Here is a 25,737-nt window from a genome sequence, read left to right on the forward strand (position 1 = left end):
GGGCGGCCCCGGCCCGCCGCGGCGCGAGCGCGAGGAGGACGGATGCGACGGAGAAGGACCGGTCTGACGGCGGCGCTGGCGACAGGGGTTCTCTCGCTCGCCGCCTGCGGCGGGGATGCCGGCACCGATCCCGAGACCTACCTCCGCGACGCGATGCGCGAGGCCGTGTCCGTCAAGCAGGAGACCGGGCAGTTCCCCCGGGGCGTGAGCGACCTGTCGGTCGGGGACTACGACGGCGTCGGCGTCGTCACGTTCGTCACCGACAACGACGCGTCGGCGCTCTGCGTACAGCTGTCCGTGCCGGACGCCAAGCGCAGCGTGTACTCCTCCGACCCCGGGCAGGTCACCGACGGCGCCTGCGACATGGACCGCGTCCGGTGAGCCCGCTCGTGCGGCGCTTCCGCGCCGTGGTCGCCATGTGGATCTTCGTCGGCGCGGGCGGGTTCCTGCTGGCCGGGTTCCTCGGCCTCGCCCTGCTGACCCAGACGGGTCCGTTCGCGGCCGCGTCGACCTTCTCCGCCGCCGCCGAGTTCGCCCCCGGCGCCGAGATCAAGGTGCGGGACACCGGCGTACGCCCCGGCAACATCCTGATCCTCGCCACCCCGGCCACAGTCGACCCCGCCACCGTGCGGTGCACCGCGAAGAGCCGGGTCTACTCCACCGGCGAGCAGCGGACCAGCGAGCTGACCGGGGCCCGGCCCGAGGGGACCGCGGCGGTGATGCGCGACCGCGGCGACCCGCGGCAGTTCACTCCGGTGCTGGCCACCGACGGCATCGCCTGGATGGGCACCGACTTCGTGAGCTGCACCGGCGCCGGCGCGGAGGCGTTCGCGCTGACCACCGCCGAGGGCATCCAGAGCGACCGGTTCCGGCTCGGCGCCGGACTGCTGCTCATGCTGCTCGCCCCGGTGCTCGCCGGGCTCGGCTGCCTCGCGCTGTACTTCACCCGGAAGTGGAACCGGGAGGCGGCGCTGCGCGGCGACTCGACGAGCTGGCCCTACCGGTGACCGGGCTGCGCCTGCACGTCGGCTGTGCCATGTGGACGCACAGGTCCTGGTCCGGCCGCTTCCTGCCGCATCCGCTGCCCGCGCACGAGCGGCTGCGCGCGTACGCCGGGTGGTGCGACGCCGTGGAGGGCAACACCACGTTCTACGCGACCCCGGCCCGGGAGACGGTGGCGTCCTGGGCCGAGCAGACCGGCCCGGCCTTCCGTTTCCTGCCGAAGCTGCCGAAGGCGGTGACGCACGAGCACCGGCTCACCGGCGGCGAGGCAGCGCTGCGCGCGTTCCTGCACGCGATGGAGCCGCTCGGGCCCCGGGCGGACGCGCTCTGGATCCAGCTGCCCGGCTCGTTCGGCCCCGGCGACGTGCCCGACCTCGACCGGTTCCTGCGCACGCTGCCCGACACCCACAGGTACGCCGTCGAGGTCCGCCACCCCGCCTTCTTCACCGAGGCCGGCGCGGTACGCGCGCTGGAGGCCACGCTGCACCGGCACGGCGCGGAGTGGGTGCCGTTCGACACCACCGCGTTCTTCCGTACGCCGCCCACCAGCGACGCGGAGCGGGAGGCGTGGACGCGCAAACCGCGCCTGCCGCTGCGTACCCGGGCGCTGACCGACCGGCCGATCGTGCGCTACCTGGGCCGCGACGACCCGGCCCGCACGGTCGAGGGCTGGCAGCCGTGGCTGGACGTGGTCACCGGCTGGCTGCGGGAGGGCCGCTCGCCGACGGTGTTCGTGCACACACCGGACAACGCGGACGCGCCCGAGCTGGCCCGCCGCTTCCACGACCAGGTCCGCGAGCGGGTGCCCGGGCTCGCGCCGTTGCCGGAGCCGGAGCCGGTCGGCCCGGCCACGCTGTTCTGAGCGCCGGCGTGGGTCCGCCTGCGCGGCCGGGCTGCGCGTGCCCGGCCGCGCGGACCCGGACCTCAGCCCGGCCGGCCGCCCTCGGGCGGGGGCAGGCGGTCGTCGTACACGCCGGAGCGGCCCGCGTACCGCTCGCCACGCAGGAACGGCAGCGGGTTCGGGGTGCAGCCGTGCAGGCCGAGCGTCTGCTGCTGCATCACCGGCGCCGGGCGGCCCCGCCCCGGGCAGCGCTCGTGCCCGTGACCCAGGCGGTGGCCGACCTCGTGGTTGACCACGTACCGGCGGTACGCGGCGAGGTCGCTGCCGTACGCGGGCGCGCCGAGCACCCAGCGGGCCACATTCACCACGACCCGGTCCCCGTTGCGGCAGGACGTGTACCGGTCCAGCCCGTCCCCGCACAGGTCGTCGCGCGTACCGGGGGTCGCGAGGTAGACGGTGAAGTCGGCGGGCCCGTCGGCGCCGGCGCGACGCAGGGCGATCCGCCCGTCGGTCGTCCAGCCACCCGGTCCGGCGAGGATGCCGGTGACCTGCGCCCCGAAGTCGGCCGCTGGCAGACCCGTGATGTCGCGCTCCACCGCCACCCGGTAGCGCAGCAGCCGGCCCGTACCCCCTGTGGTGGCCGGCTCGGCGGCGGCGAACCGCCACCGGTTGCCGCCCTCGGCGGGATAGCCGATCCGCGCCGGCCGGGGCCGGACGGGCGCCGCCGCCGACGCGGCCGGCGCGGCAGCGGACGGCCCGGCCGGCTCGGACGGCGCGGCTGCGGGCTGGTCGGCCACTGCCGGTGTGCAGCCGGCCAGCGCCACCGCCAGCGCGAACACCGCCGCGCCACCGCGTGTCCGGTCCACTGTCCTGGTCATCTCGACTCCCCTCGGTGCCCGGTCGGGGGCACGGGGATGAGGACGGGTGGCCCGTCGCGAAAGTTGGTGCGGCGGGGACTCAACCTTTTCCGCTGCCCGCACGTCCCTGTCGCGGTGAGAGGTGCAGAGGACCGGCATGGCCCGGGGTGACGCGGAGTTCGTCGAGTTCGCGCGGGCGTGCTCCGGGCGGCTGACGCACGCCGCCTTCCTCATGACCGGCAACCACCACCACGCCGAGGACGCCGCGCAGACCGCGCTCGTGCGCACGTACGCGTCCTGGTCCCGGATCCGCAACGGCGACCCTTACGGCTACGCCCGGTCGGTGCTGGTGAACCACCTCGTCGACACCTGGCGGCGGCCGATCCGCGAGTACCCGAGCGACGACCTCCCGGAGCGAAGCGGCGGCGACCTGGCCGAGGAGGTGGCGACGCGGCGGTGGCTGGTCACCGCGCTCGGCACGCTCACCGCGCGGGAACGCGCCGTCGTCGTCCTGCGTCACTACTTCGACCTGCCGGAGGCCCAGGTGGCCCGCGAACTCGACGTGTCCGTCGGCACCGTCAAGAGCACCTCGTCCCGGGCGCTGGAGAAGCTGCGTACCGCCGGCCTGTCCGCGCCCCGACCGCAGGAGACGTGCCGGTGACCGAGATGGACGAGCTGCGCCGGGCCATGCGGGCGACCGAGCGGGCCGGTGGTCTGGACCTCGACGACATCATGCGCCGGGGGCGGCGGCTGCGCCGGCGGCGGCGGGCCGGCGCAGCCGTGGCGGCGATGACGGCGGTGCTCGCCGTGGCGTTCGGCGTCGAGGCCGTGGCGACGCGGCCCGGCCCGCCGAACCTCCCGGGCGGGGAGCCGGCCGCCACCGCGTCCGCCGGCCCTCCAGCGCCCACGCCGACGGCCGCGCCGGCCCCGACCCAGTCGCCGCTACAGCCGCTCGGGACCGTCGTGGACAGCGGCATCCGGTACGGCGCCGAGGCGCGCGTGTTCTTCATGGTCCCGATCGACGTGCCGGAACTGCCGCGTGTGACGATCGGCCTGGTCGCCGGCCGCCGCGCGCCGGACGGCCACCTGACCTCCGACTTCCTGCTCAACGACGTGTCCGGCAGCGACCGCCGGGCCGGGTTCCACGAGATCGGGTACGACCAGCAGCGGGCGCCCACCGACACGTCGGTACCGACGTTCGGCTACTTCGTCGGGCCGGCGGCCCGCATCGTCGGGACAGTCGACGGCCGGCAGGTCGAGGCGAAGCTGGCCAGGTGGAGCGAGGACCCCCAGGTGGTGATCTTCTGGTTCGACCCGAAGACCCTGACTCCGGGAACCCGCCTGGACGGCATCATCGCCCGAGACCCCCAGGGCCACCGCCTGTAACCCACCCGCCCGCTCCCTCCCCCGCGTCTTGCGCGTTGATCAAGGAGTTTGCGGACTGGCACCGCCCCGACAAGGACACAAACTCCTTGATCACCGGGAAGGGAGGGGCCGGGCGTGAGAGCCCATCCCGCCCCGAGCTCCCTGGTTCGCCGACTCGAGCCGCCCCGCGCGCCCTCCCTCGCCTCGGCGCCCCGAGCCACCCGTGATACGGACCACGGATCTCGGGCCATGGGAGACCCGACGCGCCTGGGACGGGCAGGCGAGGCTGGCACCGGCCCTCGCCGGCGATCTTGCACTTTCCGCCCGGTCAGATGGGGCATTCAGGACATCTACCGGCCCGCAAGTGCAAGATCGCGGGAGCGGGGAGGGGGCGGGAGGGGGCGCGGGGTGGGGTGTGAGGATCGGGGGCATGCGTGCTGTGGTGTTCGAGCGGTTCGGGGTGCGGCCAGAGGTTTGCCGGGTGGATGATCCGGCGCCGGCGGCGGACGGGGTGGTCGTCCGGGTCGGCGCTACCGGGTTGTGCCGCAGCGACTGGCACGGCTGGCAGGGCCACGACCCGGACATCCGTCTGCCGCACGTGCCGGGGCACGAGTTCGCCGGCGTCGTCGTGGCGGCCGGCGCGGACGTACGCGGCTGGCGGCCCGGCGACCGGGTCACCGCGCCGTTCGTCTGCGCGTGCGGGCGGTGCCCGTCGTGTCTCGCGGGCGACCAGCAGGTCTGCGAGCGGCAGACGCAGCCGGGCTTCACCGGCTGGGGCTCGTTCGCCGAGCTGGTCGCGGTACGGCACGCCGACGTGAACCTGGTCCGGCTGCCGGACGAGCTGGACGAGGCGGCCGCCGCCGCGCTCGGCTGCCGGTTCGCCACCGCGTTCCGGGCCGTGATCGCGCAGGGCCGGGTGGCCGCCGGTGAGTGGGTGGCGGTGCACGGCTGCGGCGGCGTCGGCCTGTCCGCCGTGATGATCGCGGCGGCGAGCGGGGCGCGGGTGGTGGCGGTGGACGTGTCGCCCGGCGCGCTGGAACTGGCCCGCCACAGCGGCGCCGCTGTCTGCGTGGACGCGAGCACGCTGGGCGGTCCCGCCGAGGTGGCCGCCGCGATCCGGGACGCCACCGGCGGGGGCGCGCACCTGTCGCTGGACGCGCTGGGCGCTCACGCCACCTGCGTGGCGTCCATCGAGGGCCTGCGCCGGCGCGGCCGGCACGTGCAGGTCGGGCTGCTGCCCGCCGCGCAGGGACGCCCGGCGCTGCCGATGGACCTGGTGATCGCGTACGAGCTGGAGCTGCTCGGCAGCCACGGCATGCCGGCCCACGCGTACCCGGAGATGCTGCGGCTGGTCACCGCCGGGGTGCTGCGCCCGGCCGACCTGGTCACCCGCACCATCGACCTGGACGCCGCGCCGGACGCGCTGGCCACCATGGACCGGCCGGCCGTCGCCGGGATGTGCCTGATCCAGCCCTGAGAACGGGCACGGGCCGGCCCGGCGCCGGGAGACCCGGCGCGGACCGGCCCGCGAGGCCGTCCGGTCAGTCGGTGACGGTCACCGTGACGGTACGAGGCGGCTGCTGGTACTGCCCCCGGTTGTCCATGCCGCGGATCGTCACCGTGTACGTGCCGGCCGGGATCACCGGCGACGTGTACGCGAAGTTCGACCCCGGCGAGCCCGGGCTGGTGAGGAACGTGGCGATCCACGGCCAGCTGGTCGGCGCGCCCGCCCGGCCGAACGTGCCGGCCGAGTTCATGCCCTGCCCGGCGCTGTTGCCGATCTGCACCTCGACCTTCTGCATCCCGCCGTCGTCCACGGCCCGGCCGGTGATCACGATCCGGCCGCCGGTGTACGCCTGGCCCTCGACCGGCGTGATGCTCGGCTCCAGCGTCGGGTCGGTGTCACCCGGGTAGACCAGGTAGCGGGCGGTCGCGCCGCTTGTCGAGTTGTCCTGCTGACCGGCGGTGTCCACGGCCCACGCCTCGACGCTGTACGTGCCCCGGGTGGGCAGGTCGATCGAGAGCGTGAACGCGGTGCTGGTCGCGCCGGGCGAGGCGAGCGTCGCGTCGACAGTGGCGAACGCGGCGGCCATGGTGCCGTTTGGCTGCACGTACCGGCCGGTGTCCAGGTCGCGCAGCGCGATCCGGACCGCCCGTACGCCCTTGTCGTCGGTGGCGGTGCCGGCCAGGTCCAGGTGCAGCTGGTCGATGTCCTGGTTGGTGCCGGTGAAGCTGAGCAACCCGTTGGGGAAGGCGTCGCCGGGCACCTGAGCGGTGACGGTGAGCCGGCCCATGTTGTTGCTGGAGGTGGTCAGGCCGAGCTTGTCGGTGGCGCGTACCCGGAAGTCGTAGACGCCCGGGGTCAGCGGCACGGTGGTGAACGACCAGTCGAACGTCGCGGCGTCGAGGTTGGCCGGGGAGATCCGGTGGTAGCCGGCGACCGAGTCGGCGCCCCAGGTGCCGTCGCTGGCCAGCGCCTCGCGGGTGGTGTTGTTGCGCAGGTAGATCTCCACCGACTTGAGCGCGTCGTCGTCGTTCGCCGTGCCGGCGAACGTGATCGTGCCGCCGGGCGCGACGGTGAGCGGCGCCGGGTTGCCCGGCGGGGTCATCGCCACCGGCGAGGTGATCGCCACTGTGGGCGGTACGCCGTTGGCGGAGACGGTCCAGTCGCGGGTGTCGCCGCGCAGGTCGCTCTGCCCGGTGGTGTCGACGGCGGTGGCGGTCATCTTCCACTGCCCCTCGGTGGGCAGCGTGACCTCGTACTGCCAGGTGGTGGACGTCGCGCCGATCACGTCCGGCTCGCCGCGGAACGTGTTGTAGACGGCGGCGACGGTGCCGTCGTCCTGCAGGTACCTGTTGTCCGGCGTGCGGAACGAGTAGATCAGCGAGTTGACACCCTTGTCGTCGGTGGCGGTGCCGGAGGCCACGAACGTCTGCGTGGCGAGCAAGCCGGCCGACGGTGAGCTGATCCGGGTCGACGGCGGCAGGTCGTCGAAGCGGAACGTCTCGATCTTCTTGACCGCCTTTGTGGTGTCGCCGGCACCGTTGCGGTCGAACGTCTTGGCCTGCAACTGGTAGACGCCGGCCGGCAGCGTCACCGGCAGGCTCCACGTGGTGGAGGTGGCGTTCGGCGCGGCGAGCGTCGTGTTGATCGCCTTGAACGCGCCCCAGGTGGTCATGTCGGCCTGGAGGTACTTGCCGCTGTTGCGGTCCTGGATCTCCAGCTGGACGCGGGCCACTCCGGCGAGGGCGAGCGCCTGGCCGCTGATGGTGAACTCCTCGCCGGCCGGTTTCACCGCGCCCTCGATCGGCGTGGTGACTGTGGTGTCCAGCGGCGCGGGCGCGGGTTCCTTGGAGAGGTCGAAGAAGGCCACCCGGCCGGTGGTCTTGCCGCCCTTGACGTTGCCGTCACCGCCGACGAGCAGGCCGCGCGAGGTGGCGAGCATCGCCTTCTCGCCCTCGTACGAGTTGGAGCCCGGGTTCCACTCCAGCGCGGTGCCGGTGAGCGGGTCCAGCGCGCCGAGGTGGTCGCGGCGGACCACCTGGTCGCCGAGGCCGTAGCCGCTGAGTCCCTGGCCGGTGCCGTAGCCGACGTTGTCCAGGCCGGGCCACGGCACGTTCGACGTGGGCGACTCCTGCCAGCTGAAGTGCCCGCCGACGTAGACGGCGGTGTCGGTGATCGCGACCGAGTAGATGCTGTCGAAGTGCCGGGAGATCCAGAGCGGCTCGACGTGGTCGTTCCCGGTCAGCGGGTACGCGATGGCGGTGTCGTTGATCGGCGGCCGGTCGCCGCCGGAGCCGCTGGTGACCACGAAGTACGAGTCGTCCGGCGCGATGTCACCGGCGAAGACGCGCTGGATGCCGCCGACGAAGGAGAGGTTGTCCTCCCACAGCCGGGTACGCCAGGGCAGCAGCGCCTTGCTGGCCGTACCGATCAGGGCCACGCCGTAGCGGTCCTGGCCGGCGATCTGGCGGCCGGTGTGCACGACGAGCAGCTTGCTGCGGTCGTGGGTGAGCTTGAGCTGCTGCACGGTGAGCATGCCGCCGACGCCGATGCCGCCGGTGAGCGGCAGGTTGAAGCCGGTGTCGACGGCGCCCGTGGTGGGGTTGAGGGCGGCCAGGCCGCTGCGGCTGACCCCGTTGACGGTCGCGAACTGACCGCCGACGTAGACCGCGTTGCCGCTCACCGCGAGCGCGGTGGCCCGCGCGTTGGCGGTGGCGGTGAACGCGGCGATCGGCGCGCCGGTGGTCGGGTTCAGCCGGGCGATCTTGCGCTTGGTGACGCCGTTGATCGTGTTGAACGTGCCGGCGATGTAGAGCGACGAGCCGTCCGGTGACGCCTCCACCGCGGCGACCGCGCCGTCGATGACCGGCTTGAACGCGGTGTCCACCTTGCCGGTGTCCAGGTTGTACGACGCCAGGGACTTCTGCGCGATCGCGGACCCGCCGACGTTCGCGATCGAGGTGAACGTGCCGGCGATGAAGACCCGGTTGCCGATCACCTCGATGTCGGTGATCTCGCCGTTGGTGATCCGCGGCGTGTCGGTGCGGGGCGTGGTCGGCATCAGCCGGGTGTCCCCGGGGGTGACCAGCGCCCGGGTGGCGGTGGTACGCGCGGCGCCGAGCGCGGCGCTGCTCCCGGTCGCCTGGGCGCCGGTCCGGCCGGCCGCGCCGGCGTCCCGCACGACGACGGTGCCGGCGAGCGCCGGTACGCCCACCACCACGACCGCGCCGGCGGCGATGACCGCCACCGCGCGACTCCAAACTCGCATCGAGATGACTCTCCCTGTCCGCCGGGACGGCCCCCCTCGGGTGATTCCCGGGTCCCTCCGTCCGCGTGCCGGACGCCACCGTAGGAGGCAAAGACATTTCGCGATACGTGCCGCACCGGTAATCGACCGGTCGCCATCAATTCCGGCCACACCGGCAGGCCCGCTCCTCCGATCGGACCACGGGTTCCGCCGTCCGGCCGCCGCGGCGTTCAGTCGCCCCGCACCCGGGGGTGGCGGTGGTCGGTGAGCCGCAGGCCGACACCGCGTACCGCCGCGATGGTGACGCCGGTGCCCAGCTCGTCGAGCTTGCGTCGCAACCGCTTCACCAGGGACTGCACGTCGGCCCGGCCGTGCGTCGGCGCGTCGCGCCAGACCGCCCGGTGCAGCTCGGCGTAGCTCCACACCCGTACCGGCTCGGCGGTCAGGCAGGTCAGCAGGTCGCGCTCCAGCCGGGTCAGGGCGGTCTCGCGGTCGCCCCACCGGGCGGTGGAGCGCGCTGCGTCGATCACCAGCGCGCCGTCCGGCGCGGGCTTCGGCTCGGGTACGGGCGGACCCGGCGCGCCGGCCGGGTCCGGCGCGTCCGCTGTGATCAACTCGCGCAGCTCGTCCAGATCGGCGACCATCAACAGTGGCGCGACGCCGTCGAGCAGCTCGGTCAGCCGCAGCCGTTCGGCCGGGGACGACGTCACGCCGATGACGAGCGAGAAGGGCCGCTCCGGCGGCTCGGTGCCGGAGTTCGCCGCGTTCGTGCCGTCAGTCGTCACCGCGCCCCACCGTGACAAAAACTGTCAACAAGCCATCCGGTCCGGGGGCCTGTTGGTGACATGTTGCTCACGTACGGTCATTGATCGTTCCCTCATGTCGATCATAGTGTCCATTCAGGTGACCGGCGTAGACCCGCACGGACACCTAGGGGGCCTGGGGGGTTCTGGTAATACCGGTGCGACCAGTCGGGAGAGCGCGTCTCCTGGCCCTTCTGCCATGGCTCGATCATCAGCGGGTCATCGGAACAGGAGGCAGCACCGATGCTGAGACGTCCACACAGATGGGGCCCGGCCCGGCGGCTGGTGAGCGCGGGCGCCGCCCTGGTGCTCGCCGCGACCGCGCTGGCCGCCACCGGCACTGGAGCACAGGCCGGCACGGGTACCGGCGCGTCGGCCGGCGACAAGATCCGCCCCGAACTCACCCGGCAGCTGGAGGGCAAGAGCGAGGGCGACTTCTGGATCCACTTCTCGGGCAAGGCGGACCTGGGCAAGGCCGCCGCGATCAAGGACTGGAACGAGCGCGGCGCCGCCGTCGCGGCGGCGCTGAAGAAGACCGCCGCGGAGAGCCAGGCCAAGATCCGCGCCGAGCTGGACCGCTCGGGCACGAAGTACCAGAGCTTCTGGGCCACCAACGCCATCAAGGTCACCGACGGCTCGCTGACCATGGCGCAGAACTTCGCCGCCCACTCCGAGGTGGACGGCCTGTACGCGCCGATCGAGTACAAGCTCCCCGAGACCATCCCGGGCACCGACGAGAAGTCGGCGAACGCGCTGGAGTGGGGCATCGCCAACATCAACGCCGACGACGTCTGGTCCCAGTACGGCGTCAAGGGCGCCGGCATCACGGTGGCCAGCATCGACAGCGGCGTCCAGTTCGACCACCCGGCGCTGGTGAACTCGTACCGCGGCAACAACGGTGACGGCACCTTCGACCACAACTACAACTGGTTCGACGCGGCCGACGAGTGCGCCACCGCGCCGTGCGACTCCGACGGCCACGGCACGCACACCATGGGCACCATGGCCGGCGCCGACGGGGCCAACCAGATCGGTGTCGCCCCCGAGGTCAAGTGGATCGCCGCGAACGGGTGCTGCCCGTCCGACGCCGCGCTGGTCTCCTCCGGCCAGTGGATGCTGGAGCCCACCGACCTCAACGGGCAGAACCCGGACGCCAGCAAGCGGCCGAACATCATCAACAACTCGTGGGGCACCAGGACGCCGTCGAACGAGCCGTTCATGGAGGACGTCACGAACGCCTGGACCGCGTCCGGCATCTTCGGCGTCTGGTCCAACGGCAACAACGGCCCGTCCTGCCAGACCAGTGGCTCGCCGGGCAGCCTGGCCAGCAACTACTCGGCCGGCGCGTACGACGTCAACAACAACATCGCCAGCTTCTCGTCCCGGGGCACCGGGCAGAACGGCGAGATCAAGCCGAACATCTCGGCGCCCGGCGTCAACGTGCGCTCCAGCGTGCCGACCAACTCGTACGCCAGCATCAGCGGCACCTCGATGGCGGCGCCGCACCTGGCCGGCGCGATCGCGCTGCTCTGGTCGGCGGCGCCCACCCTGGTCGGCGACGTCCCGGCGACCCGCGCGCTGCTCGACGACGCGGCGATCGACAAGGGTGACACCCAGTGCGGCGGCACCACCGACGACAACAACGTCTACGGCGAGGGCCGGCTGGACGCGCTCGCGCTGCTCGCCGCCGCCCCGATCGGGGACAACGGCACGCTGGCCGGCAAGGTCACCGACGCCGCCACCGGCGCGGGCATCGCCGGCGCCACCGTCACGCTGTCCGGCGCGGCGGACCGCACGCTGACCACCGGCGCCGACGGCACGTACTCCTCGCTGCTGCCGGCCGGCGACTACCAGGTCGTCGTCTCCACCTTCGGGTACGCCACGCGCACGCTGTCCGCGACCGTCACCGCGAACACGACCACCACGCTTGACGTCGCGCTCACCGCGGTGCCGAGCGTGACGGTCAGCGGGCAGGTCACCGACGGGTCCGGGCACGGCTGGCCGCTGTACGCGAAGGTGAGCGTCGAGGGCACGCCGATCTCCGACTACACCACGCCCACCACCGGCCGCTACAGCCTGTCGCTGCCGTCCGGGGCGACCTACCGGCTCACTGTCGAGCCGCAGTACGCCGGCTACCTGACCACCACCAAGGAGGTCACCGTCGGCTCGGGCAACGCCGTCGCCAACATCGCGGTGCAGGCGAACCCCGAGGCGTGCACCACCGCCCCCGGCTACACCGTCAGCTCCGACGGCGAGTACGAGACGTTCGACGGCACCGGCGTGCCGGACGGCTGGACCGTGGTGGACAACGCCGGCACCGGCCAGGTCTGGGAGTTCACCGACGCCGGTGAACGCGGCAACCTGACCGGCGGCAGCGGCAACTTCGCCATCATCGACAGCGACAACTACGGCAGCGGCGGGCAGCAGGACACCTCGCTGGTCAGCCCGGTCGTCGACCTCACCGGCGTGACCACGCCGGTGATCCGGTTCAACCAGGACTACAACTGGCTCAACAGCGACCGCGCGGACGTCGACCTGAGCCTCGACGGCGGCACCACGTGGAGCAACGTGCTGCGGCAGGCGGCCGACGTGCGCGGCCCGCGGGTGACCGAGGTGCCGATCCCGCAGGCGGCCGGCCAGTCGCAGGTGCGGGTGCGCTTCCACTACTACGAGGCCAGCTGGGAATGGTGGTGGCAGGTCGACAACGTCCTCATCGGCAGCACGCTCGTCTGCAAGCCGGTGAACGGCGGCCTGGTGCTCGGCCACGTCCGCGACAAGAACGACAACAGCTACGTCAACGGCGCCACGGTGACCAGCAAGGACCGCCCGGCGGAGAAGGCCACCACGGTGGCCACGCCTGACGACACCGAACTGCCCGACGGCTTCTACTGGATGTTCTCGTCGCTGACCGGCAAGCACCCGTTCACCGCCGGCGCGGGCAACTACGTGAGCCAGACCAAGCAGGTCACGGTCGAGGAGGACTGGGCCACCGCGGCCAACTTCCAGCTCGCCGCCGGCCGGCTGTCGGTGAAGCCCACCTCGATCACCGGCACGGTCCGGATGCCCAGCGGGAAGGTCAGCAAGACGTTCACCGTGACCAACACCGGCGGGGCGCCGGTCAACGCCGAGTTCAGCGAACGCGACGGCGGGTTCGTGCTGCAACGGGCCGACGGTTCCCAGTTGTCCCAGCAGGCGCTGCTCGGCTCGACCGGCGCGCCGGTCCAGCGGCTGACCGCCGCGACGTCGTTCGCGGCCCGCTCGTCCGGCAAGTCGTCCACCGGCATCGGCGCGGCGGCGGCCCCGCAGGCGGACCCGTGGACCACCATCCCGGGCTACCCGTCGAACGTGATGGACAACCGGGTCGTCAGCGTCGACGGCAAGGTCTACTCCATCGCCGGTGGCGACGGCACCACGTCGAGCGCCAAGAACTACCGGTACGACCCGATCGCCCAGGCGTGGACCGGCATCGCCGACCTGCCCGGCGCGCGTAACGCCATGACGGTCGGCGTGCTCGACGGGAAGATCGTCGCCACCGGTGGCTGGGGTGCCGCCGGACCGGACGCCGCCACCTTCTCGTACGACCCGGCGGCGAACACCTGGACCCGCAAGGCCGACAACCCGGCGCCGCGCTCGGCGGCCGGCCAGGCGGTCGCGGGCGGCAAGTTGTACGCGATCGGCGGCTGCACCACCGCCAGCTGCACGCCGATGTCCAACTCGGTGGTCCGCTACGACCCGGGCGCGGACGCCTGGGAGACGCTGCCCGCGTACCCGAAGTCGGTGGCGTTCCTGTCCTGCGGCGGGATCGACGGCACCGTCTACTGCACCGGCGGCAACGACGGCACCACGTCGCAGAAGGCCGGGTACGCCTTCGACCCGTCCGCGAACGCCTGGACCGCCATCCCGGACGCGCCGGCCGACAGCTGGGCCTCCTCGTACGCGGTGGCGAACGGCAAGCTGCTGGTCGTCGGCGGGTCGCAGGGCGGCGCCATCACCAACGCCGGCTTCGCCTTCGACCCGGCGACCAACTCGTGGGCGAACCTGCCCAACGCCAACACCCCCCGTTACCGGGGCGGCGCGGCCTGCGGGTTCTACAAGATCGGCGGCTCGTCGGGCAGCTTCACGGCCACCAAGGACAGCGAGGTCCTGCCCGGCTTCTCCGAGTGCTCGGAGGCCGCCGCCGACGTGAGCTGGCTGACCGTCGACAAGTCGAAGGTCACGCTGGCGCCCGGTGAGAAGGTCACCGTCACCCTCACGATGACGGCGAACGTCGACCAGCCGGGCACGTACTCGGCGTCGGTGGCGATCAAGGAGGACACCCCGTACACCGTGGAGCCGGTGGCGGTGACCATGATCGCGCAGCCGCCGAACACCTGGGGCAAGCTGTCCGGCACGGTCTCCGGCAAGAGCTGCCAGGGCGCGACGGCGCCGCTGGCGGGCGTGACCGTGCAGGTCGACTCCTGGGCGAACTCCTACACCTTCACGACCGACGCCGAGGGCCGGTACGCCTACTGGATGGACCGGCGCAACAACCCGCTCACGTTGATCGTCGCGAAGGACGGCTGGAAGCCCCAGACGCGCCAAACGAAGATCAACAGCAGCACGCCCACGGTGGAGGACTTCACCCTCTCCCCCACCCGCTGCTGACCCGAAACACACATGAGTCGGCCCGCCCGGTGCCCCGCACCGGGCGGGCCGCCCCACGCCACCCCCTCTCCCCCGCGATCTTGCACTTACCGCCCCGGCAAGGCGCACAAAAGCCGCACCCGAGGGGCCGCAAGTGCAAGATCAGCGGCGCGGGGCGCGGGCGGGGCGGGGGCAGGGTGGGGGAGGGCGGGGTCAGGGTGGGGTCAGGCGGAAGCCGACGCCTCGGACGGCGTGGATGGTGGCGGGGACGTTGAGGCGGGCGAGCTTGCGCCGGATGCGGCGTACCACCGAGTGCATGTCCGAGCCCCGCCCCAGGTGGTCGTTGCCCCAGACCGCGCGGTGCAGCCGGGCGTACGTCCACACCTGACCGGGCGTGCCGGCCAGGCAGACCAGCAGGTCGTGCTCCAGCGGCGTCAACCCGACCTCGCGCTCCCGCCAGCGCAGCACCCGCCGGTCGGAGTCGACACCCAGCTCCAGCCCGGACGACGGGACGGAGGACGCGCCGGACGACGGAGCGGGCGGCTCACCGGCGGGTTGCGGCCGGGACGGCGGCGGGCCGGACGGACGACGGACCAGGTCGAGGAAGCGGCGGGCCTGGTGGACGCTGGAGACGATCAGGAACGCCTCGGTGCCGCCGAGCAGCTGGGCGAGCTGCCGTCGCTCGGCCGACGAGGACGCGACGCCGATGACCAAGGACGGCATCCCTGTCATCCGTTCCCACCTTTCCGGCAGGTTGAACCGCAACGCCGGGCGGTCGCCAGGCACGACGATGCGGGGCACCTGGCTTGCGGAGTTCGACCCGAGGGGTGCGGGGAGCTGCGGTTTCGTGAGGCTTCGGGGTGAACTACCGGGATCATATAGCCGAGCACCGATGATTGGTATAGCAGTTAACGTCGATGTAACTGCACGCGGTTCGGCACGCGCGTACCGATGAGAGCCGGGACGTACGCCGGTCCAATGCGTGTGATCACGCACATGCTCTCCCTGGCCGGCGGGACGCCGACCCGCGCGGACATCGCCGCCCGCTGCGCCGAACTGGCCGAGGCGCTGCGCGGCCGAGACCGGGGCGTGGTGGTGTGCGACGTGTCCGCTGTCGCCGCGCCCGACCTGGTCACGGTCGAGGTGCTGGCGCGGCTGCGCCTGACCGCGCGCCGCTTCGGCTGGGGGCTGGAGGTACGCGGGGCGGGCGACGACCTACGCGAGCTGGCCGGCCTGCTCGGGCTGGCCGGCGCCCTCCTCCAGCCGGTCGGGCAGCCCGAACAGCGGGAACAGGCGGTCGACGTCGAGGAAGTTGTTGAGCGACGTGATCCGGCCGCCGGAGACGCCGATGACGATCAGCGCCCACGGCACATGTCCTGAGCCGTCGGGGTCACGCCGGTAGTGCCCGAACGCGGGCATTCCGTTGGCGGCCGTCGGCACCAGCCGGGACCCGCGGCAGCCGCTGCCGGTGCCGGCCATCCAGTCCGCGATGTGCGCGGGGCCGCGCAGCCACAGCGGCAGCGGCGGCATCGACAGCGTCGCGTCCTCGTGCAGCAGCGCGGTCAGCGCCGTCAGGTCGTACGCCTCGAACGCGCGCACGTAGCGGGCGAGCAGCGCCTGCTGCTCCTCGTCGAGCGGACGGCGCGCGTCGGCCTCGGTGTCGGCCGAGGCGAGCGTGGCCCGCGCCCGCTGCAGCGCGCTGTTGACGCTCGCCACCGACGTGTCCAGCAGATCGGCGACCTCCTGGGCGGACCAGGCGAGCACCTCGCGCAGGATCAGCACGGCCCGCTGCTTCGGCGGCAGGTGCTGCAACGCCGCGACGAACGCCAGCCGCACCGACTCGCGGCCGGCGACCACCTCGGCCGGGTCGGCGACCTCGGGCAGGACCCGGTCGTCGGGCGCCGGGCCGACCCAGATCTGCTCCGGGCGCGGCTCGCCGGGATGGGTGGCCGTGCCGACGCCCGCCGGGCCGAGGTCCATCGGCCGGACCCGGCGCTGCGCGCTGGTGGCCATGCTGAGGCAGACGTTCGTGGCGATCCGGTAGAGCCAGGTCCGCAGCGCGGACCGCCCCTCGAACTTGTCGAAGTTGCGCCAGGCCCGGACGAAGGTGTCCTGCACCGCGTCCTCGGCTTCGAAGGCCGAACCCAGCATCCGGTAGCAGTAGCCGGTCAGCTCCGACCGGTACGCCTCTAGTTGTGCCTCGACGGGAACGCTCGCCACCTCGCTCACCCGGCTGAAACTAGCCCACATGCTGTATGAACGCGAGTACCCCGGGCGCGCGGCGATGAGTACGCCCCGTTCGCCCGGTCCACCGGTGGTCAGGTCAGCACATCCGAGGAGCACCGATGACCACCACCGAGCGCGACGAGACCCACGCCCCCGGGCGGTACGCCGACGTCAACGGCGTACGCCTCTACCACGAGACACACGGCAGCGGACGGCCGATGATCCTGCTGCACGGCGGCCTCACCTCGGGCGAGATGTTCGCGCCGATCCTGCCCGTGCTCACCGCGAAACACCAGGTCGTCGTGGTGGACCTGCAGGGGCACGGCCGCACCGCCGACGTGGACCGGCCGCTCGACATGGCGCTGATGGCCGACGACGTCGCCGCGCTGATCGACCACCTCGGGCTGGACCGGCCGGACGTGGTCGGCTTCTCCCTCGGCGGCGGCGTCGCCCTGCACGTCGGTTTCCGGCACCCGGAGAAGATCGGCCGGCTGGTCGCCGCGTCCGCGCACATCCGCCGCGACGCCGTCTACCCGGAAATGCTGGCGCAGCAGGGTCAGGTCAACGCCGCGGCGGCCGAGTACCTGAAGGACACCCCGATGTACGAGCTGTACCAGCGGGTCGCGCCGCGTCCGGAGGACTTCCCCCGGCTGCTCGACAAGATCGGCGAGGCGATGCGGAAGGACTTCGACCTCGCCGACCAGGTGCGTGCCCTGCGGGTGCCGACGCTCGTGGTCGCCGCCGACGCCGACATGGCCCCGCCGAGCCACTTCGTGGAGGTGTTCGAGCTGCTCGACGGCGGCCGGCGCGACGGCGGCTGGACCGGCGAGGGCCGCCCGGCGGGCGGGCACGCGCTGGCGATCCTGCCCGGCCTGACCCACTACGACATCGACCAGTCGCCGCTGTTCGCCGCGGTCACCCTGGACTTCCTCGACCGGGGCCGCTGACCCTCGCGCGTGTGCCGCGTCCCGTACCGGGGTACCGCTTCCGGAGGAACACCGGTGAGGAGGACGAGATGACCGACCCCAGGTACGCACCGATCGGGCTGGCCACCGCCGGGCAACTGGTCCCCGACGACGGACAGACCGGCGGCGGTGAGGTCGTCGGCGCCGACGACGCGGCTGCCGACGCCGCCCGGGCCGGCGCCGACGTGGACCTGTCCGGGGCCGACCGCGACAGCGACGGCACCCCGGTGGGCGCCGCCGACGCCGAGGCCGACCGGCGGCGCGCCGCTGGCGAGTGACGCTCTCCGCCCCGCCGCCCGCACGAGGTGGCGGGGCGGAGCCGTCCCTCACCGGTCGACCGGCAGTTCGACGTCGGGCAGGTGCCCGAGCGCCCGGATCGCGGTGACGGCGGCGTACCCGTCGGCCAGCCAGGCGATGTCGGTGCCGGGGACCGCGCGGACCGCGTTCTCCTCCACCGCCGTACGCACGAACCCCTCGCCACGCTCGGCGACGGACACCTGCACCTGACCGAACGGCGCGAGTGTCGCCTGCCGCAGCCCGGCCACCTGATCGGCCGGCAGGTCGGGCACGTTGAGGTTGAGCACCGTGCCCGGGTCCGCCTCGGCCAGCCAGGGCAGCAGCGTCGCGGCCAGCTCGGCGGCGGTCGCCCAGTGGCGGGACTCGTCATCCACGCTGTCCAGCACCGCTATCGCCGCGCCGCCGCTGCCCGCGCTCGCCGCCGCCGGGGTGAGCACGTCGAGCGACACGGCGAGCGCAGGGATGCCGTTGTTGCCCGCGGTCAGCGCCGCGCCGACGGTGCCGGAGTGCAGGACCGCGTGGCCCGCGTTCGCGCCCCGGTTGATGCCGGACAGCAGCAGATCCGGCACCGGCCCGAACACGCCGAGCCCGGCCAGCACCGCGATGTACGCCGGTGAGGCCGCCACCGCGTACGCGGGCACGTCGGGCAGGCCGTCCAGCTCCGTCTCGCCGAACACCAGCCGCCCGTCCTCGGTCACCGCGGACAGCGCCGCGCTCATCCCGCTCGCCTCGTGCCGCGGCGCGGCGACCACCACGTCCAACCCACGTTCGTACGCGGCCCGGGCCAGCGCGCGGATGCCGGGGGCGTGCACGCCGTCGTCGTTCGTCACCAGCACCCGGGGTGGCCGGTCAGCCGTCATCGTCGTCACCGTCCAGCGGGGTCAGCCGCACCCGGCCGGCCAGTTCCCGTACCGCCTCGGCCCGGCCGGTGCCCAGCCCGTGCCGGGTCACGTTGAGCGCGCCAGCGGCGGCCCCGACGTGCAGCGCCTCCCGCATGTCGCCGCCCCGGGCCAGCACCGCCGCCACCCCGGCGGTCATCGAGTCACCGGCGCCCCGGTGGTCGGCCAGCTCCAGCGGCGGGGCGTGCACCAGCAGCGCCTCGCCGTCCTCCGGCAGCGCCAGCGCGGGCTCCCCGGCCCGGCTGATCAGCACCGTCCGCGCGCCCCGATCCTGGCAGCGCCGGCCGGCGTCGCGCAGCGCCTCCACGCTGTCGTCCTTGGCCAGGCCGTCGTCGAGCAGTTCCTCGTGGCTGACCTTCAGCACGCTCACCCCGCCGTCGAGCACCGCCTCCAGGTACGGCCCGGACAGGTCGGCCACCACAGTTCCGCCGTTGGCGCTCAGGTCGGCGGCGAGCCGCCGGTAGATGTCCGGGTCCACCACACCCGGGTCGGCCGGTCCGCTGAGCACGCTCACCGGGGCACGCAGCCCTTCGGTGAGCGTCACCGTGTACAGCTCGTCGATGTCGTGCCGCACCATCGGCACGCCCGGGTGCTCGGCGATCTCGGTCCGCTCGCCGTCCCGCCGGTCGTGCACGTACCAGCCGGTGCCGGACTCGCGCCGCACCATCCGTACCGTGACGTCCTCGTCGTCGAGCAGCTTGCGGACCGCGTCGCCGACCTCGCCGCCGAGGCCCACGCACATGGTCACCGGCACGCCGAGCGCGGCGATCATCCGGCTCTGCCACACGCCCTGCCCGCCCGGGTGCAGATGCAGCTCGGTCGCTTCGCCCTGCTGCTCGATCGTCACCGTCAACAGCGGGGCCGGGGCGAACACCATCACCTTCTGGTCCATCCGCCAGTGTTGCCCGCTGACCGGCCCCGGTAATCCCCCAGGTCAGCGCGGGCGCGCGACGGCGCGGCGACGCCGCAGGTACGGCAGCGCGAACAGGTAGAGGCCGCTGATCAGGAGCAGGGCGAGCGGCAGCAGCGGCACGTAGGAGACCCACACGATCGGGTCCTTCTGCGCCAGCGCCACGAAGGTGATCACGACGGTCACGGTGAAGGCGACAGAGAGCCAGCGGTGCAGTTGGCGGATGCGCGTATCCATTGATGCCTACCTCCCGGCGGTGGCCTCCCCGGCGGGGAGGCCCGTGCCGGAAACGCTAGGTCGGGGCGCCCGCCCAGGGCTTCTCGATTCCTGACCGGTCCGCGCCGCCGCGCGCACGGGACCCTTTGCCCGGCCGCCCTACCCTGCCGACAAGAGCAGCCGAGCCACGGGGGGCAGGCATGCAGATCATCGAACACAGCGTCATCGGCACCCGCTCCGCCGTGCTCCGGCTACGCCGGCCCGGCAGCCGGTTGGAGTTCCTGGTGTTCCCGATGCTCCACGTGGCGAGCCCGGGGTTCTACGCGGCGGTCACGAAGCGGCTCCGGGAATGCGACCTGCTCGTCGTCGAGGGCGTCAGCGGCCGGTCGGTGGTCGGCTCGGCGTTGACACTCACCTACCGGGCCATGCCGGCCAACCGGCGCTCCGGCCTGGTGACGGACCCCATCCCGTACGCGTCCCTCGGCGTCGAGGTGCTCAACCCGGACGTGTCGGCCGCGGAGTTCGCCGAGGGCTGGCGGGCGATGCCGCTGCGGTACCGCCTCCAGATGTGGCTGGTGATCCCGTTCGTGACGGTGATGCAGTTCTTCGGCGGCACCCGACGTCTGCTCTCACCGGAGATCGAGGTGAACGACCTGCCGTCGGCCACCGACGAGCGGTACGCCGACCACGAGTTCACCGAGCACGCCGAGCGCGCGTTCGGCGGCGAACGCGACGAGCGGCTGCTCGCCGCGTTGTCCGAGCTGATCCGTACCCGGTCCTCCGAGCGCATCGACGTGGCGGTCGTGTACGGCGCCGGGCACGTGCCGGCGATCGTGCGCGGGCTCTTCGAGCTGCACGGATACCGTCCCCGCGCAGCCGAATGGCTCACCGTTCTGGAGCGGTGAGCCGGACGCTCAATCGGCGGCCAGCTCCGGCCGGTGTTCCTTGATCCACTCCTGGACGTCCGACTTCAACCAGACCTTGCCCTGCACGAGGTCGGCCACCGGCTCCGGGAAGTTGCGGTTACTGGTGATCACGTAGACCCGCTGCTTGCTGATGCCGCCCAGCATCACGCGAATCTCGGCTGCGCCCACCAGCTCCATACGCCGGACGCTAGACAGTTGACCTGGCTCCTTGACTCGGGTCAACGCCTCGGTCACCGTATGGGGTATGCCGACATCCTCGCCGCCGGGCCGCCCGCCCAGAGCGATCCGGCCGCACGTGGCGATCCGGCCGCTGTGGCTCTGCCGGGTCTGCGCCGGCCCGTGGCCGTGCCAGCCAGCGCGCCTGTTGTTGCTGCTGGAATACCGGCGGGATCGGGTGGCGCTGTCGATCTACATGGCGACATGCCTGTTCGACGCCGCCGCCGACCTGCTGAGACTCAACCCCGATCCGGGCCCACGTCCCGACGAACTGTTCCACCGGTTCGTCGCGTGGACGAGGCACACCTGAGCGGACAGGTCACTCTCGTCCCGCCGGGCCCGCTGACCAGTCGTCCACCCGCATCCGCGACGGCGACCTCGCTGTCTCAGAGCGCCGCACGAACCCGGCGACGGCGAGCGCGCTCATCGTGGTGGCCACGGCAGCGGCGAGCACAAGGAGGGTGGTCTCCACCTGCACCGTGCGCATGTACTCGCCGCCGTTCGCGGTCGCGGACGCGTAGCGCACGGCCGCGAGCGGGTTGAGCAGCACCGCGGCGATGCCGGCGGTCCAGGCCGCCCTCGGTAGCCGCTCGTCGCCGGGACGGACGGTCCTCCGGGCGGCCCAGCAGCCGAGGGCCGCGAACGTGACGAGCAGCGTGACCGGCAGCAGCCAGAGCACGGCGGGCAGCAGGTCGCGGAGGGGCACCACGGCGTCGAGCAGCTCCACCGGGAAACTGGCGCCGTCGTGGGTCACCACGCCGATCCGGTGGCGGTAGGCCGCGAGCGCGACCAGCGTGCAGCCGATGTGGACGGCGATCAGGGCGACGAGGGCGGACAGTGCGGCGCGGCGGGCGGACACCGGGCCGAGGCTACCGCCCGCGCGCTCCGGCGGGGGGCCGCCCGCACCGCGCGGTCAGACACTCAGGGCGAGATCGGCGACCTCGGCCGCGCAGCCCCAGGACAGCGTCACCCCGGCGCCGCCGTGGCCGTACGCGTGCACCAGCCGCCCGTCCGCCGGGTCGATCTCGACCCGGGGGCCGCCGTGCCGGGCCGGCCGCAGCCCGATCCGCTCCCCCAGCACCGGCGCGTCCGCGAGTTGCGGCACCAGCGCCACGCACCGGCGGCGGATCGCCGCCGCCTCCTCCGGGTCGGGACGGGTGTGTCCCACCCCCGCCTCGTAGGTGCCGCCGAGCACCACGTCGTGGCGGCGCGGATGCACGTACGTGATGCCGGCCGGGTCGCCCTCGTCGCGTACCGAGACGGTCAGGCCGGGGTTCGCCACCAGCAGGACGTGCCCGCGCGCCGGGTACACGGCCGGGTCGGCGGCGAGCCGCCCGGCGGCCAGACCGGTCGCGTTCACCACGACCGGCGCGACCTCGTACGCCTCGGCGAGCGTGCCCAGCGCACGGCGGACGACCCGGCCGCCGCCCGACTCCAGGCGCTCCCGCAGCCAGGTGAGGTACGGGGTCATCTCCACCGACGGGGCGGTGAACCGCAGCAGCGCGGTGTACGGCGGCTCCGCCGGCTCGGCCGTCAGGTCGCCGCAGGCGTCGGCCCACCAGGGCGGCCCGGCGTAGCGGTGGCGCAACCACATCCGGGTGGGCCGGTCGACCACCCCCGGCACGCCGTCGGCCGCCTGGCGGCGCAGCTCGGCGTGGGTGTCCCGGGCCCAGCGCAGCACCCGTGGGTCCTCGTCGGTGTGGCTCGGGTACCAGACGGCGGCGGCCACGGTGGAGACCGTGTCGGCCGGGTCGTGGGCGGTCAGCACGGTGACCCGGGCACCCAGCCGCTGGAGCGTGAGCGCTGTCGTCATCCCGATGACCCCGCCGCCGACCACCACCACGTCCGCCTCGGTCATGTTCCGCTCCCGTCACCCGTACCCGTGTGTTCCTGCCGATGGTGGCCGCCCGGACGCCCGGTGTCCAAGACGGATCGGGCGGCGCACGGGACAAATCGCTTTGTCCGTCTCGGTTACGCTCGTGGCGTTTGGCCTTGGGGAGGTCTCATGAGTGCGGATCCTTCGATGAGCGGCGACTTCACCCGCATGCTCGACGCGACGATGGCGGCACTTCGGACAGTGGGTCCGCCGCCGGCGGACGAGCCGGAGACACCGGCGGTCGGCGAGGCCGCCGACGGGCAGGTCCGCGCCGAGATGGGACGCGACGGCAAGCTCCACGCGCTGCACGTCGAGCCGCGGCTGATGCGGCTCGGCTCCGAGGAGCTGACCGCGCACATCGTCAGCGCGGTGAACGCGGCGATCGACGGGCTGCGTACCGGCGAGAATCCGCAGGTCGCGGACATGTCGCAGTTACGGGAGCAGTTGCAGGAGGTACGGGACACCGCCGTTCCCCGGCTCGGGTCGTTCCTCGATGCGCTGACCGAGGCGCAGGAGCGGATGGCACGCGGCGGGCAGCGATGAGCGGCGGAGGCTTCGAGGTGCACCCGCCGCTGATCCGGGCCGCCGGGCGGGGCGTCACCGACGCGGCCAAGCGGTTCACCGGCGAGCTGGAGGCGTTCGAGGCACGGATGCAGGGCTACGGCGAGCCGTGGGGCGCCGACGACATCGGGTCGCTCATCGGCATCGCCTACACCGAGGTGGCGAACTACATCTTCGACTGCGTCGGCATGGCCGCCGACGAGTTCACCGCAGCCGGCACCGACATCGCCGGGATGGCCGACTCGTACGAGCGGGTCGACGAGGACGGCGCGGGCACCATGCGTTCGCTGGCCGGCGGGCTGGGCTGAGCCGTGGGACTGCAACTACCGGGTGAGCTGGTCACCGCGCTCGGCTGGATCGGCTACACCTGGCCGGCCGCCGACGAGGAGAAGCTCTTCGAGATGGGCCAGGCGTGGCTGGAGTTCGGCGGCCGGATCGGGGCGGCGGCCGGCGCGGCGGACGCGGCTGCCGCGCAGGTGTGGACGCAGAACGTCGGTCCGGCGATCGCGGCGTTCCAGAAGTGGTGGGGCGGCGAGCAGAACGGGCCTGTCGTGCTGCACGACAGCATGCCCGCGGCGATGCTGCTCGGCGCCGGGCTGATCATCTGCGCGGCGATCGTCCTGGCGCTGAAGATCGCGGTGATCGTGCAGCTCGCCATCCTCGCGTTCGAGGTCGCCCAGGCGATCGCCACCGCCGTGGTCACGTTCGGCGCCTCGCTGGCCGAGATCCCGATCTTCCAGATCATCACCCGGGAGATCGTCGGCGCGCTCATCGACCAGGTCATCGGAAGACTGCTCGATGCCTAGCCCGAGGCGCGGCCGGGGCGCCGCCGCGAAACCGGCGGCCGGCAAGATCGTCCGCAAGGCGGTCGAGAAGCTGGAGAAGCCGATCGTCCGGGTCACCGGGCCCAACCGGAGCCTGCCGACGAAGGTCGTCCGGGTGCAGCGCCGGGACTTCCACGCCACCGCCCAGTTCCGGCGCAAGATGGCCGCGCTGAAGAAGCTCAGCGACGACGGCAAGCTCTACAAGGCCACCAACCCGGTGGCCCGCGACAAGAACCTCACCGACGGGTACAAGGACCGGATCCGCCAGAAGATCTGGGACAAGTACTGGCCGCACGACAAGGACCTCGCCAACCGGCTCAGTCAACGGCTCAGCGACTACCACCCCGACCATGTGTGGGAACTGCAGCTCGGCGGGCCGGACACCGTCGACAACCTCAAGCTGCTGCATGGTAGAACCAACACGGACATCGGCTCCCAGATCTGGGGGCAGATCCAGAATCTGCCGGACGGAACCCCGATCCGAATAGAGGTAGTGGATTGACTTCCGATCTCGCGCAGCTTCTCGCCGAACTCCGCGCCGACCTGGCCGCGGACGAGCCGGCCAGTCTCGCGTACGGGCAGATCGGCGACCCGGCCGACGAGGGCGACGTGCCGGCGGAGCTGCCGGACGGCGTCCGCGAGTTCCTGCTCGTGGCCGACGGGCTGCGGGCCGGCGCGATCGAGCTGGCCTCGGCCGCCCGGCTGGCCGGTGTCCAGTACTTCCTCGACTACGCGCCCGACTTCTCCCCCATCGGCCAGGACAAGGGCGGCTGGCTGGTCGTCGGCACACGCAGCGACGAGCCGATCTTCCTGGAGCGCGCCACCGGGGCGGTCTGGTACTTCCCGCCGACCGGCACCGAGTGGTTCATGGGCGACGCGTTCGAGGAGCTGGCGCCGGACCTCGACTCGTTCGTGCACTACTACGTGCTCGGCCCCGGCTACGCCGAGCTGGTCACCGACGACGACGGGTGGTACGCGTTCCTCGACCGGCAGGGCCTGCTCGACGAGGCCGAAGCCGAGGACGAGGACGAGGCGCAGCCGTGACAGTCACCCGCGAGCAGCTCACCGCGCTGTGGGGTGAGCGGGGCGTCATCTACTTCCCCGACCAGCGTTTCGACGCGATCCTCGGGCCGCTCGGGCCGGAGGTGTTCCCGCCCGACGGCGCGCTTCCGGTCGAGGTGCCGATCCTGTTCACAGTGGACGTCTCGGTCCCCGACGTCGAGCTGTTCTCCACGCTGTCGATCGAGCTGGGCGACCAGGGCCCCCGCCCGTACGTCGTGCTGGGCGCCTCGCCGGAGGACCCGGCGCTGCTGTTCTGCCTGGACGCGGGCACCGGCGCGGTGATCCTGCTGGACCTGGAGACGCCGAACCTGGAGACGGTGAACAGCACGTTCGCCGCGTTCGTGGAGTTCCTCTACCGGCTCGGCCAGCTCATCGCCACCGACCCCGGCGGGCGGGAGCGGGCCGCGCGGGCGGCGGCGATCCGCGACGACCTGCGTCCGGTCGACCCGGTCGCGTTCGCCGAGCCGGAGTCGTGGTGGAACATGGCCTTCGACGAGCTGGAGTCGACCGCCTGAGG

Annotated in this window: 28 protein-coding genes and 1 pseudogene; 18 read left to right on the forward strand and 11 right to left on the reverse strand. The window is 72.9% G+C overall.

The genetic code is table 11. The annotated features are described in order from the left end of the window. The first annotated feature begins 42 nt into the window (after positions 1-42). The 3 genes from DQE82_RS17630 to DQE82_RS17640 are packed head-to-tail and all read left to right on the forward strand — an operon-like array spanning position 43 to position 1,864. Positions 43-381 carry a hypothetical protein gene (locus tag DQE82_RS17630; RefSeq protein WP_116962586.1) on the forward strand — a complete coding sequence of 113 codons (339 nt, stop codon included), beginning with the start codon at positions 43-45 and terminating at the stop codon, positions 379-381. Continuing rightward, entirely contained in the window at positions 378-1,007 is a 630-nt protein-coding gene (locus DQE82_RS17635; protein ID WP_043325144.1) for a hypothetical protein, read from the forward strand. The genes DQE82_RS17630 and DQE82_RS17635 overlap by 4 nt, the downstream gene beginning before the upstream one ends. Positions 1,008-1,036: 29 nt before the next feature. Continuing rightward, positions 1,037-1,864 carry a DUF72 domain-containing protein gene (locus DQE82_RS17640; RefSeq protein ID WP_199496042.1) on the forward strand — a complete coding sequence of 276 codons (828 nt, stop codon included), beginning with the start codon at positions 1,037-1,039 and terminating at the stop codon, positions 1,862-1,864. A 62-nt stretch (positions 1,865-1,926) separates the two neighbouring features. Here the strand turns inward: DQE82_RS17640 and DQE82_RS17645 are convergent, their stop codons facing one another. Beyond that, positions 1,927-2,721: a DUF3152 domain-containing protein gene (locus tag DQE82_RS17645; protein ID WP_113973237.1), complete on the reverse strand. Its 795-nt coding sequence runs from the start codon at positions 2,719-2,721 to the stop codon at positions 1,927-1,929. Between the two features lie 136 nt (positions 2,722-2,857). Between DQE82_RS17645 and DQE82_RS17650 the strand changes: the two genes are divergently transcribed. From DQE82_RS17650 to DQE82_RS17660, 3 genes are all read left to right on the forward strand, one after another. Continuing rightward, on the forward strand, positions 2,858-3,361 hold the full coding sequence (locus tag DQE82_RS17650; RefSeq protein WP_043325145.1) for a SigE family RNA polymerase sigma factor: 504 nt from the start codon (positions 2,858-2,860) through the stop codon (positions 3,359-3,361). Positions 3,362-3,366: 5 nt separating this feature from the next. Continuing rightward, positions 3,367-4,086 carry a hypothetical protein gene (locus tag DQE82_RS17655; protein ID WP_304466110.1) on the forward strand — a complete coding sequence of 240 codons (720 nt, stop codon included), beginning with the start codon at positions 3,367-3,369 and terminating at the stop codon, positions 4,084-4,086. Between the two features lie 460 nt (positions 4,087-4,546). Further along, positions 4,547-5,542, forward strand: a complete 996-nt coding sequence (locus DQE82_RS17660) for a zinc-dependent alcohol dehydrogenase family protein (RefSeq protein ID WP_233514696.1) — start codon at positions 4,547-4,549, stop codon at positions 5,540-5,542. A gap of 64 nt (positions 5,543-5,606) precedes the next feature. Here the strand turns inward: DQE82_RS17660 and DQE82_RS17665 are convergent, their stop codons facing one another. Both DQE82_RS17665 and DQE82_RS17670 read right to left on the reverse strand, forming a co-directional pair. After that, positions 5,607-8,837 carry an Ig-like domain-containing protein gene (locus DQE82_RS17665; protein WP_113973239.1) on the reverse strand — a complete coding sequence of 1,077 codons (3,231 nt, stop codon included), beginning with the start codon at positions 8,835-8,837 and terminating at the stop codon, positions 5,607-5,609. Positions 8,838-9,046: 209 nt separating this feature from the next. Beyond that, positions 9,047-9,601: a winged helix-turn-helix domain-containing protein gene (locus tag DQE82_RS17670; protein WP_064447446.1), complete on the reverse strand. Its 555-nt coding sequence runs from the start codon at positions 9,599-9,601 to the stop codon at positions 9,047-9,049. A gap of 261 nt (positions 9,602-9,862) precedes the next feature. Between DQE82_RS17670 and DQE82_RS17675 the strand changes: the two genes are divergently transcribed. Next, positions 9,863-14,263, forward strand: a complete 4,401-nt coding sequence (locus DQE82_RS17675) for a S8 family serine peptidase (RefSeq protein ID WP_113973240.1) — start codon at positions 9,863-9,865, stop codon at positions 14,261-14,263. 192 nt (positions 14,264-14,455) lie between these two features. On the opposite strand, the gene DQE82_RS17680 is transcribed toward DQE82_RS17675, so the two are convergent. Next, positions 14,456-14,974: a winged helix-turn-helix domain-containing protein gene (locus tag DQE82_RS17680; protein ID WP_043330395.1), complete on the reverse strand. Its 519-nt coding sequence runs from the start codon at positions 14,972-14,974 to the stop codon at positions 14,456-14,458. A 264-nt stretch (positions 14,975-15,238) separates the two neighbouring features. On the opposite strand from DQE82_RS17680, the pseudogene DQE82_RS31155 reads away from it, so the two are divergent. Continuing rightward, positions 15,239-15,427: pseudogene (locus DQE82_RS31155) on the forward strand (hypothetical protein); the annotation flags it as partial. A gap of 30 nt (positions 15,428-15,457) precedes the next feature. Here the strand turns inward: DQE82_RS31155 and DQE82_RS17690 are convergent. Continuing rightward, entirely contained in the window at positions 15,458-16,492 is a 1,035-nt protein-coding gene (locus DQE82_RS17690; protein WP_064447444.1) for a sigma-70 family RNA polymerase sigma factor, read from the reverse strand. A 95-nt stretch (positions 16,493-16,587) separates the two neighbouring features. Between DQE82_RS17690 and DQE82_RS17695 the strand changes: the two genes are divergently transcribed. Then, on the forward strand, positions 16,588-17,415 hold the full coding sequence (locus tag DQE82_RS17695; RefSeq protein ID WP_113973241.1) for an alpha/beta fold hydrolase: 828 nt from the start codon (positions 16,588-16,590) through the stop codon (positions 17,413-17,415). Between the two features lie 68 nt (positions 17,416-17,483). Further along, complete coding sequence (locus tag DQE82_RS17700; protein WP_043330397.1) at positions 17,484-17,711, forward strand: hypothetical protein; 228 nt, start codon at positions 17,484-17,486, stop codon at positions 17,709-17,711. Between the two features lie 48 nt (positions 17,712-17,759). Here the strand turns inward: DQE82_RS17700 and surE are convergent, their stop codons facing one another. The 3 genes from surE to DQE82_RS17715 are packed head-to-tail and all read right to left on the reverse strand — an operon-like array spanning position 17,760 to position 19,776. Continuing rightward, entirely contained in the window at positions 17,760-18,590 is an 831-nt protein-coding gene (gene surE, locus DQE82_RS17705) for a 5'/3'-nucleotidase SurE (protein WP_113973242.1), read from the reverse strand. Next, positions 18,580-19,506 (reverse strand): 1-phosphofructokinase family hexose kinase, encoded by a 927-nt coding sequence (locus tag DQE82_RS17710; protein ID WP_113973418.1) that lies wholly within the window; start codon positions 19,504-19,506, stop codon positions 18,580-18,582. The genes surE and DQE82_RS17710 overlap by 11 nt, the downstream gene beginning before the upstream one ends. A 57-nt stretch (positions 19,507-19,563) precedes the next feature. Beyond that, a complete protein-coding gene (locus DQE82_RS17715; protein WP_043325155.1) occupies positions 19,564-19,776 on the reverse strand; it encodes a hypothetical protein in 213 nt (70 codons plus the stop codon). Positions 19,777-19,955: 179 nt separating this feature from the next. Between DQE82_RS17715 and DQE82_RS17720 the strand changes: the two genes are divergently transcribed. Continuing rightward, the gene (locus tag DQE82_RS17720; protein ID WP_113973243.1) at positions 19,956-20,660 is read left to right on the forward strand and encodes a hypothetical protein; all 705 of its coding nucleotides are present in this window, start codon (positions 19,956-19,958) and stop codon (positions 20,658-20,660) included. Positions 20,661-20,669: 9 nt separating this feature from the next. Here DQE82_RS17720 and DQE82_RS17725 read toward each other — a convergent pair whose 3' ends face one another. Then, positions 20,670-20,858, reverse strand: coding sequence for a hypothetical protein (locus DQE82_RS17725; protein WP_043325157.1), 189 nt, complete (start codon positions 20,856-20,858; stop codon positions 20,670-20,672). A 67-nt stretch (positions 20,859-20,925) separates the two neighbouring features. Here DQE82_RS17725 and DQE82_RS17730 point away from each other — a divergent pair, with 67 nt between their 5' ends. Continuing rightward, complete coding sequence (locus DQE82_RS17730; RefSeq protein WP_043325158.1) at positions 20,926-21,207, forward strand: hypothetical protein; 282 nt, start codon at positions 20,926-20,928, stop codon at positions 21,205-21,207. Positions 21,208-21,216: 9 nt separating this feature from the next. On the opposite strand, the gene DQE82_RS17735 is transcribed toward DQE82_RS17730, so the two are convergent. Both DQE82_RS17735 and DQE82_RS17740 read right to left on the reverse strand, forming a co-directional pair. Next, positions 21,217-21,756, reverse strand: coding sequence for a hypothetical protein (locus DQE82_RS17735; protein WP_064447439.1), 540 nt, complete (start codon positions 21,754-21,756; stop codon positions 21,217-21,219). A gap of 54 nt (positions 21,757-21,810) precedes the next feature. Continuing rightward, entirely contained in the window at positions 21,811-22,755 is a 945-nt protein-coding gene (locus DQE82_RS17740; RefSeq protein ID WP_113973244.1) for an FAD-dependent oxidoreductase, read from the reverse strand. Between the two features lie 147 nt (positions 22,756-22,902). Between DQE82_RS17740 and DQE82_RS17745 the strand changes: the two genes are divergently transcribed. Genes DQE82_RS17745 through DQE82_RS17770 form a run of 6 tightly spaced genes read left to right on the forward strand, consistent with a single transcriptional unit; the run spans position 22,903 to position 25,735 of the window. Further along, complete coding sequence (locus DQE82_RS17745) at positions 22,903-23,316, forward strand: YbaB/EbfC family nucleoid-associated protein (RefSeq protein WP_043325160.1); 414 nt, start codon at positions 22,903-22,905, stop codon at positions 23,314-23,316. Continuing rightward, entirely contained in the window at positions 23,313-23,642 is a 330-nt protein-coding gene (locus DQE82_RS17750; protein WP_113973245.1) for a hypothetical protein, read from the forward strand. Before DQE82_RS17745 ends, DQE82_RS17750 begins: the two co-directional genes overlap by 4 nt. Positions 23,643-23,645: 3 nt before the next feature. Beyond that, the gene (locus tag DQE82_RS17755) at positions 23,646-24,140 is read left to right on the forward strand and encodes a hypothetical protein (RefSeq protein ID WP_043325162.1); all 495 of its coding nucleotides are present in this window, start codon (positions 23,646-23,648) and stop codon (positions 24,138-24,140) included. After that, positions 24,133-24,660 carry a hypothetical protein gene (locus DQE82_RS17760; protein ID WP_043325163.1) on the forward strand — a complete coding sequence of 176 codons (528 nt, stop codon included), beginning with the start codon at positions 24,133-24,135 and terminating at the stop codon, positions 24,658-24,660. The genes DQE82_RS17755 and DQE82_RS17760 overlap by 8 nt, the downstream gene beginning before the upstream one ends. Then, a complete protein-coding gene (locus DQE82_RS17765) occupies positions 24,657-25,202 on the forward strand; it encodes an SUKH-4 family immunity protein (protein WP_113973246.1) in 546 nt (181 codons plus the stop codon). Before DQE82_RS17760 ends, DQE82_RS17765 begins: the two co-directional genes overlap by 4 nt. Beyond that, positions 25,199-25,735 carry an SUKH-4 family immunity protein gene (locus tag DQE82_RS17770; RefSeq protein ID WP_013285189.1) on the forward strand — a complete coding sequence of 179 codons (537 nt, stop codon included), beginning with the start codon at positions 25,199-25,201 and terminating at the stop codon, positions 25,733-25,735. Before DQE82_RS17765 ends, DQE82_RS17770 begins: the two co-directional genes overlap by 4 nt. Positions 25,736-25,737 lie beyond the last annotated feature (2 nt).

The sequence above is a fragment of the Micromonospora sp. LHW51205 genome, from assembly GCF_003315815.1.
In the GTDB taxonomy this organism is placed as follows: Bacteria; Actinomycetota; Actinomycetes; order Mycobacteriales; family Micromonosporaceae; genus Micromonospora; species Micromonospora chalcea.

Bases quoted from the DNA above. Each gene is read 5' to 3' on its own strand.
- DQE82_RS17630 (WP_116962586.1), top strand. From the start codon at position 43: ATGCGACGGAGAAGGACCGGTCTGACGGCGGCGCTGGCGACAGGGGTT.
- DQE82_RS17640 (WP_199496042.1), top strand. From the start codon at position 1,037: ATGTGGACGCACAGGTCCTGGTCCGGCCGCTTCCTGCCGCATCCGCTG.
- DQE82_RS17645 (WP_113973237.1), bottom strand. From the start codon at position 2,721: ATGACCAGGACAGTGGACCGGACACGCGGTGGCGCGGCGGTGTTCGCG.
- DQE82_RS17650 (WP_043325145.1), top strand. From the start codon at position 2,858: ATGGCCCGGGGTGACGCGGAGTTCGTCGAGTTCGCGCGGGCGTGCTCC.
- DQE82_RS17655 (WP_304466110.1), top strand. From the start codon at position 3,367: ATGGACGAGCTGCGCCGGGCCATGCGGGCGACCGAGCGGGCCGGTGGT.
- DQE82_RS17665 (WP_113973239.1), bottom strand. From the start codon at position 8,837: ATGCGAGTTTGGAGTCGCGCGGTGGCGGTCATCGCCGCCGGCGCGGTC.
- DQE82_RS17675 (WP_113973240.1), top strand. From the start codon at position 9,863: ATGCTGAGACGTCCACACAGATGGGGCCCGGCCCGGCGGCTGGTGAGC.
- DQE82_RS17680 (WP_043330395.1), bottom strand. From the start codon at position 14,974: ATGACAGGGATGCCGTCCTTGGTCATCGGCGTCGCGTCCTCGTCGGCC.
- DQE82_RS17690 (WP_064447444.1), bottom strand. From the start codon at position 16,492: ATGTGGGCTAGTTTCAGCCGGGTGAGCGAGGTGGCGAGCGTTCCCGTC.
- DQE82_RS17695 (WP_113973241.1), top strand. From the start codon at position 16,588: ATGACCACCACCGAGCGCGACGAGACCCACGCCCCCGGGCGGTACGCC.
- DQE82_RS17700 (WP_043330397.1), top strand. From the start codon at position 17,484: ATGACCGACCCCAGGTACGCACCGATCGGGCTGGCCACCGCCGGGCAA.
- surE (WP_113973242.1), bottom strand. From the start codon at position 18,590: ATGACGGCTGACCGGCCACCCCGGGTGCTGGTGACGAACGACGACGGC.
- DQE82_RS17710 (WP_113973418.1), bottom strand. From the start codon at position 19,506: ATGGTGTTCGCCCCGGCCCCGCTGTTGACGGTGACGATCGAGCAGCAG.
- DQE82_RS17715 (WP_043325155.1), bottom strand. From the start codon at position 19,776: ATGGATACGCGCATCCGCCAACTGCACCGCTGGCTCTCTGTCGCCTTC.
- DQE82_RS17720 (WP_113973243.1), top strand. From the start codon at position 19,956: ATGCAGATCATCGAACACAGCGTCATCGGCACCCGCTCCGCCGTGCTC.
- DQE82_RS17725 (WP_043325157.1), bottom strand. From the start codon at position 20,858: ATGGAGCTGGTGGGCGCAGCCGAGATTCGCGTGATGCTGGGCGGCATC.
- DQE82_RS17730 (WP_043325158.1), top strand. From the start codon at position 20,926: ATGCCGACATCCTCGCCGCCGGGCCGCCCGCCCAGAGCGATCCGGCCG.
- DQE82_RS17740 (WP_113973244.1), bottom strand. From the start codon at position 22,755: ATGACCGAGGCGGACGTGGTGGTGGTCGGCGGCGGGGTCATCGGGATG.
- DQE82_RS17745 (WP_043325160.1), top strand. From the start codon at position 22,903: ATGAGTGCGGATCCTTCGATGAGCGGCGACTTCACCCGCATGCTCGAC.
- DQE82_RS17750 (WP_113973245.1), top strand. From the start codon at position 23,313: ATGAGCGGCGGAGGCTTCGAGGTGCACCCGCCGCTGATCCGGGCCGCC.
- DQE82_RS17760 (WP_043325163.1), top strand. From the start codon at position 24,133: ATGCCTAGCCCGAGGCGCGGCCGGGGCGCCGCCGCGAAACCGGCGGCC.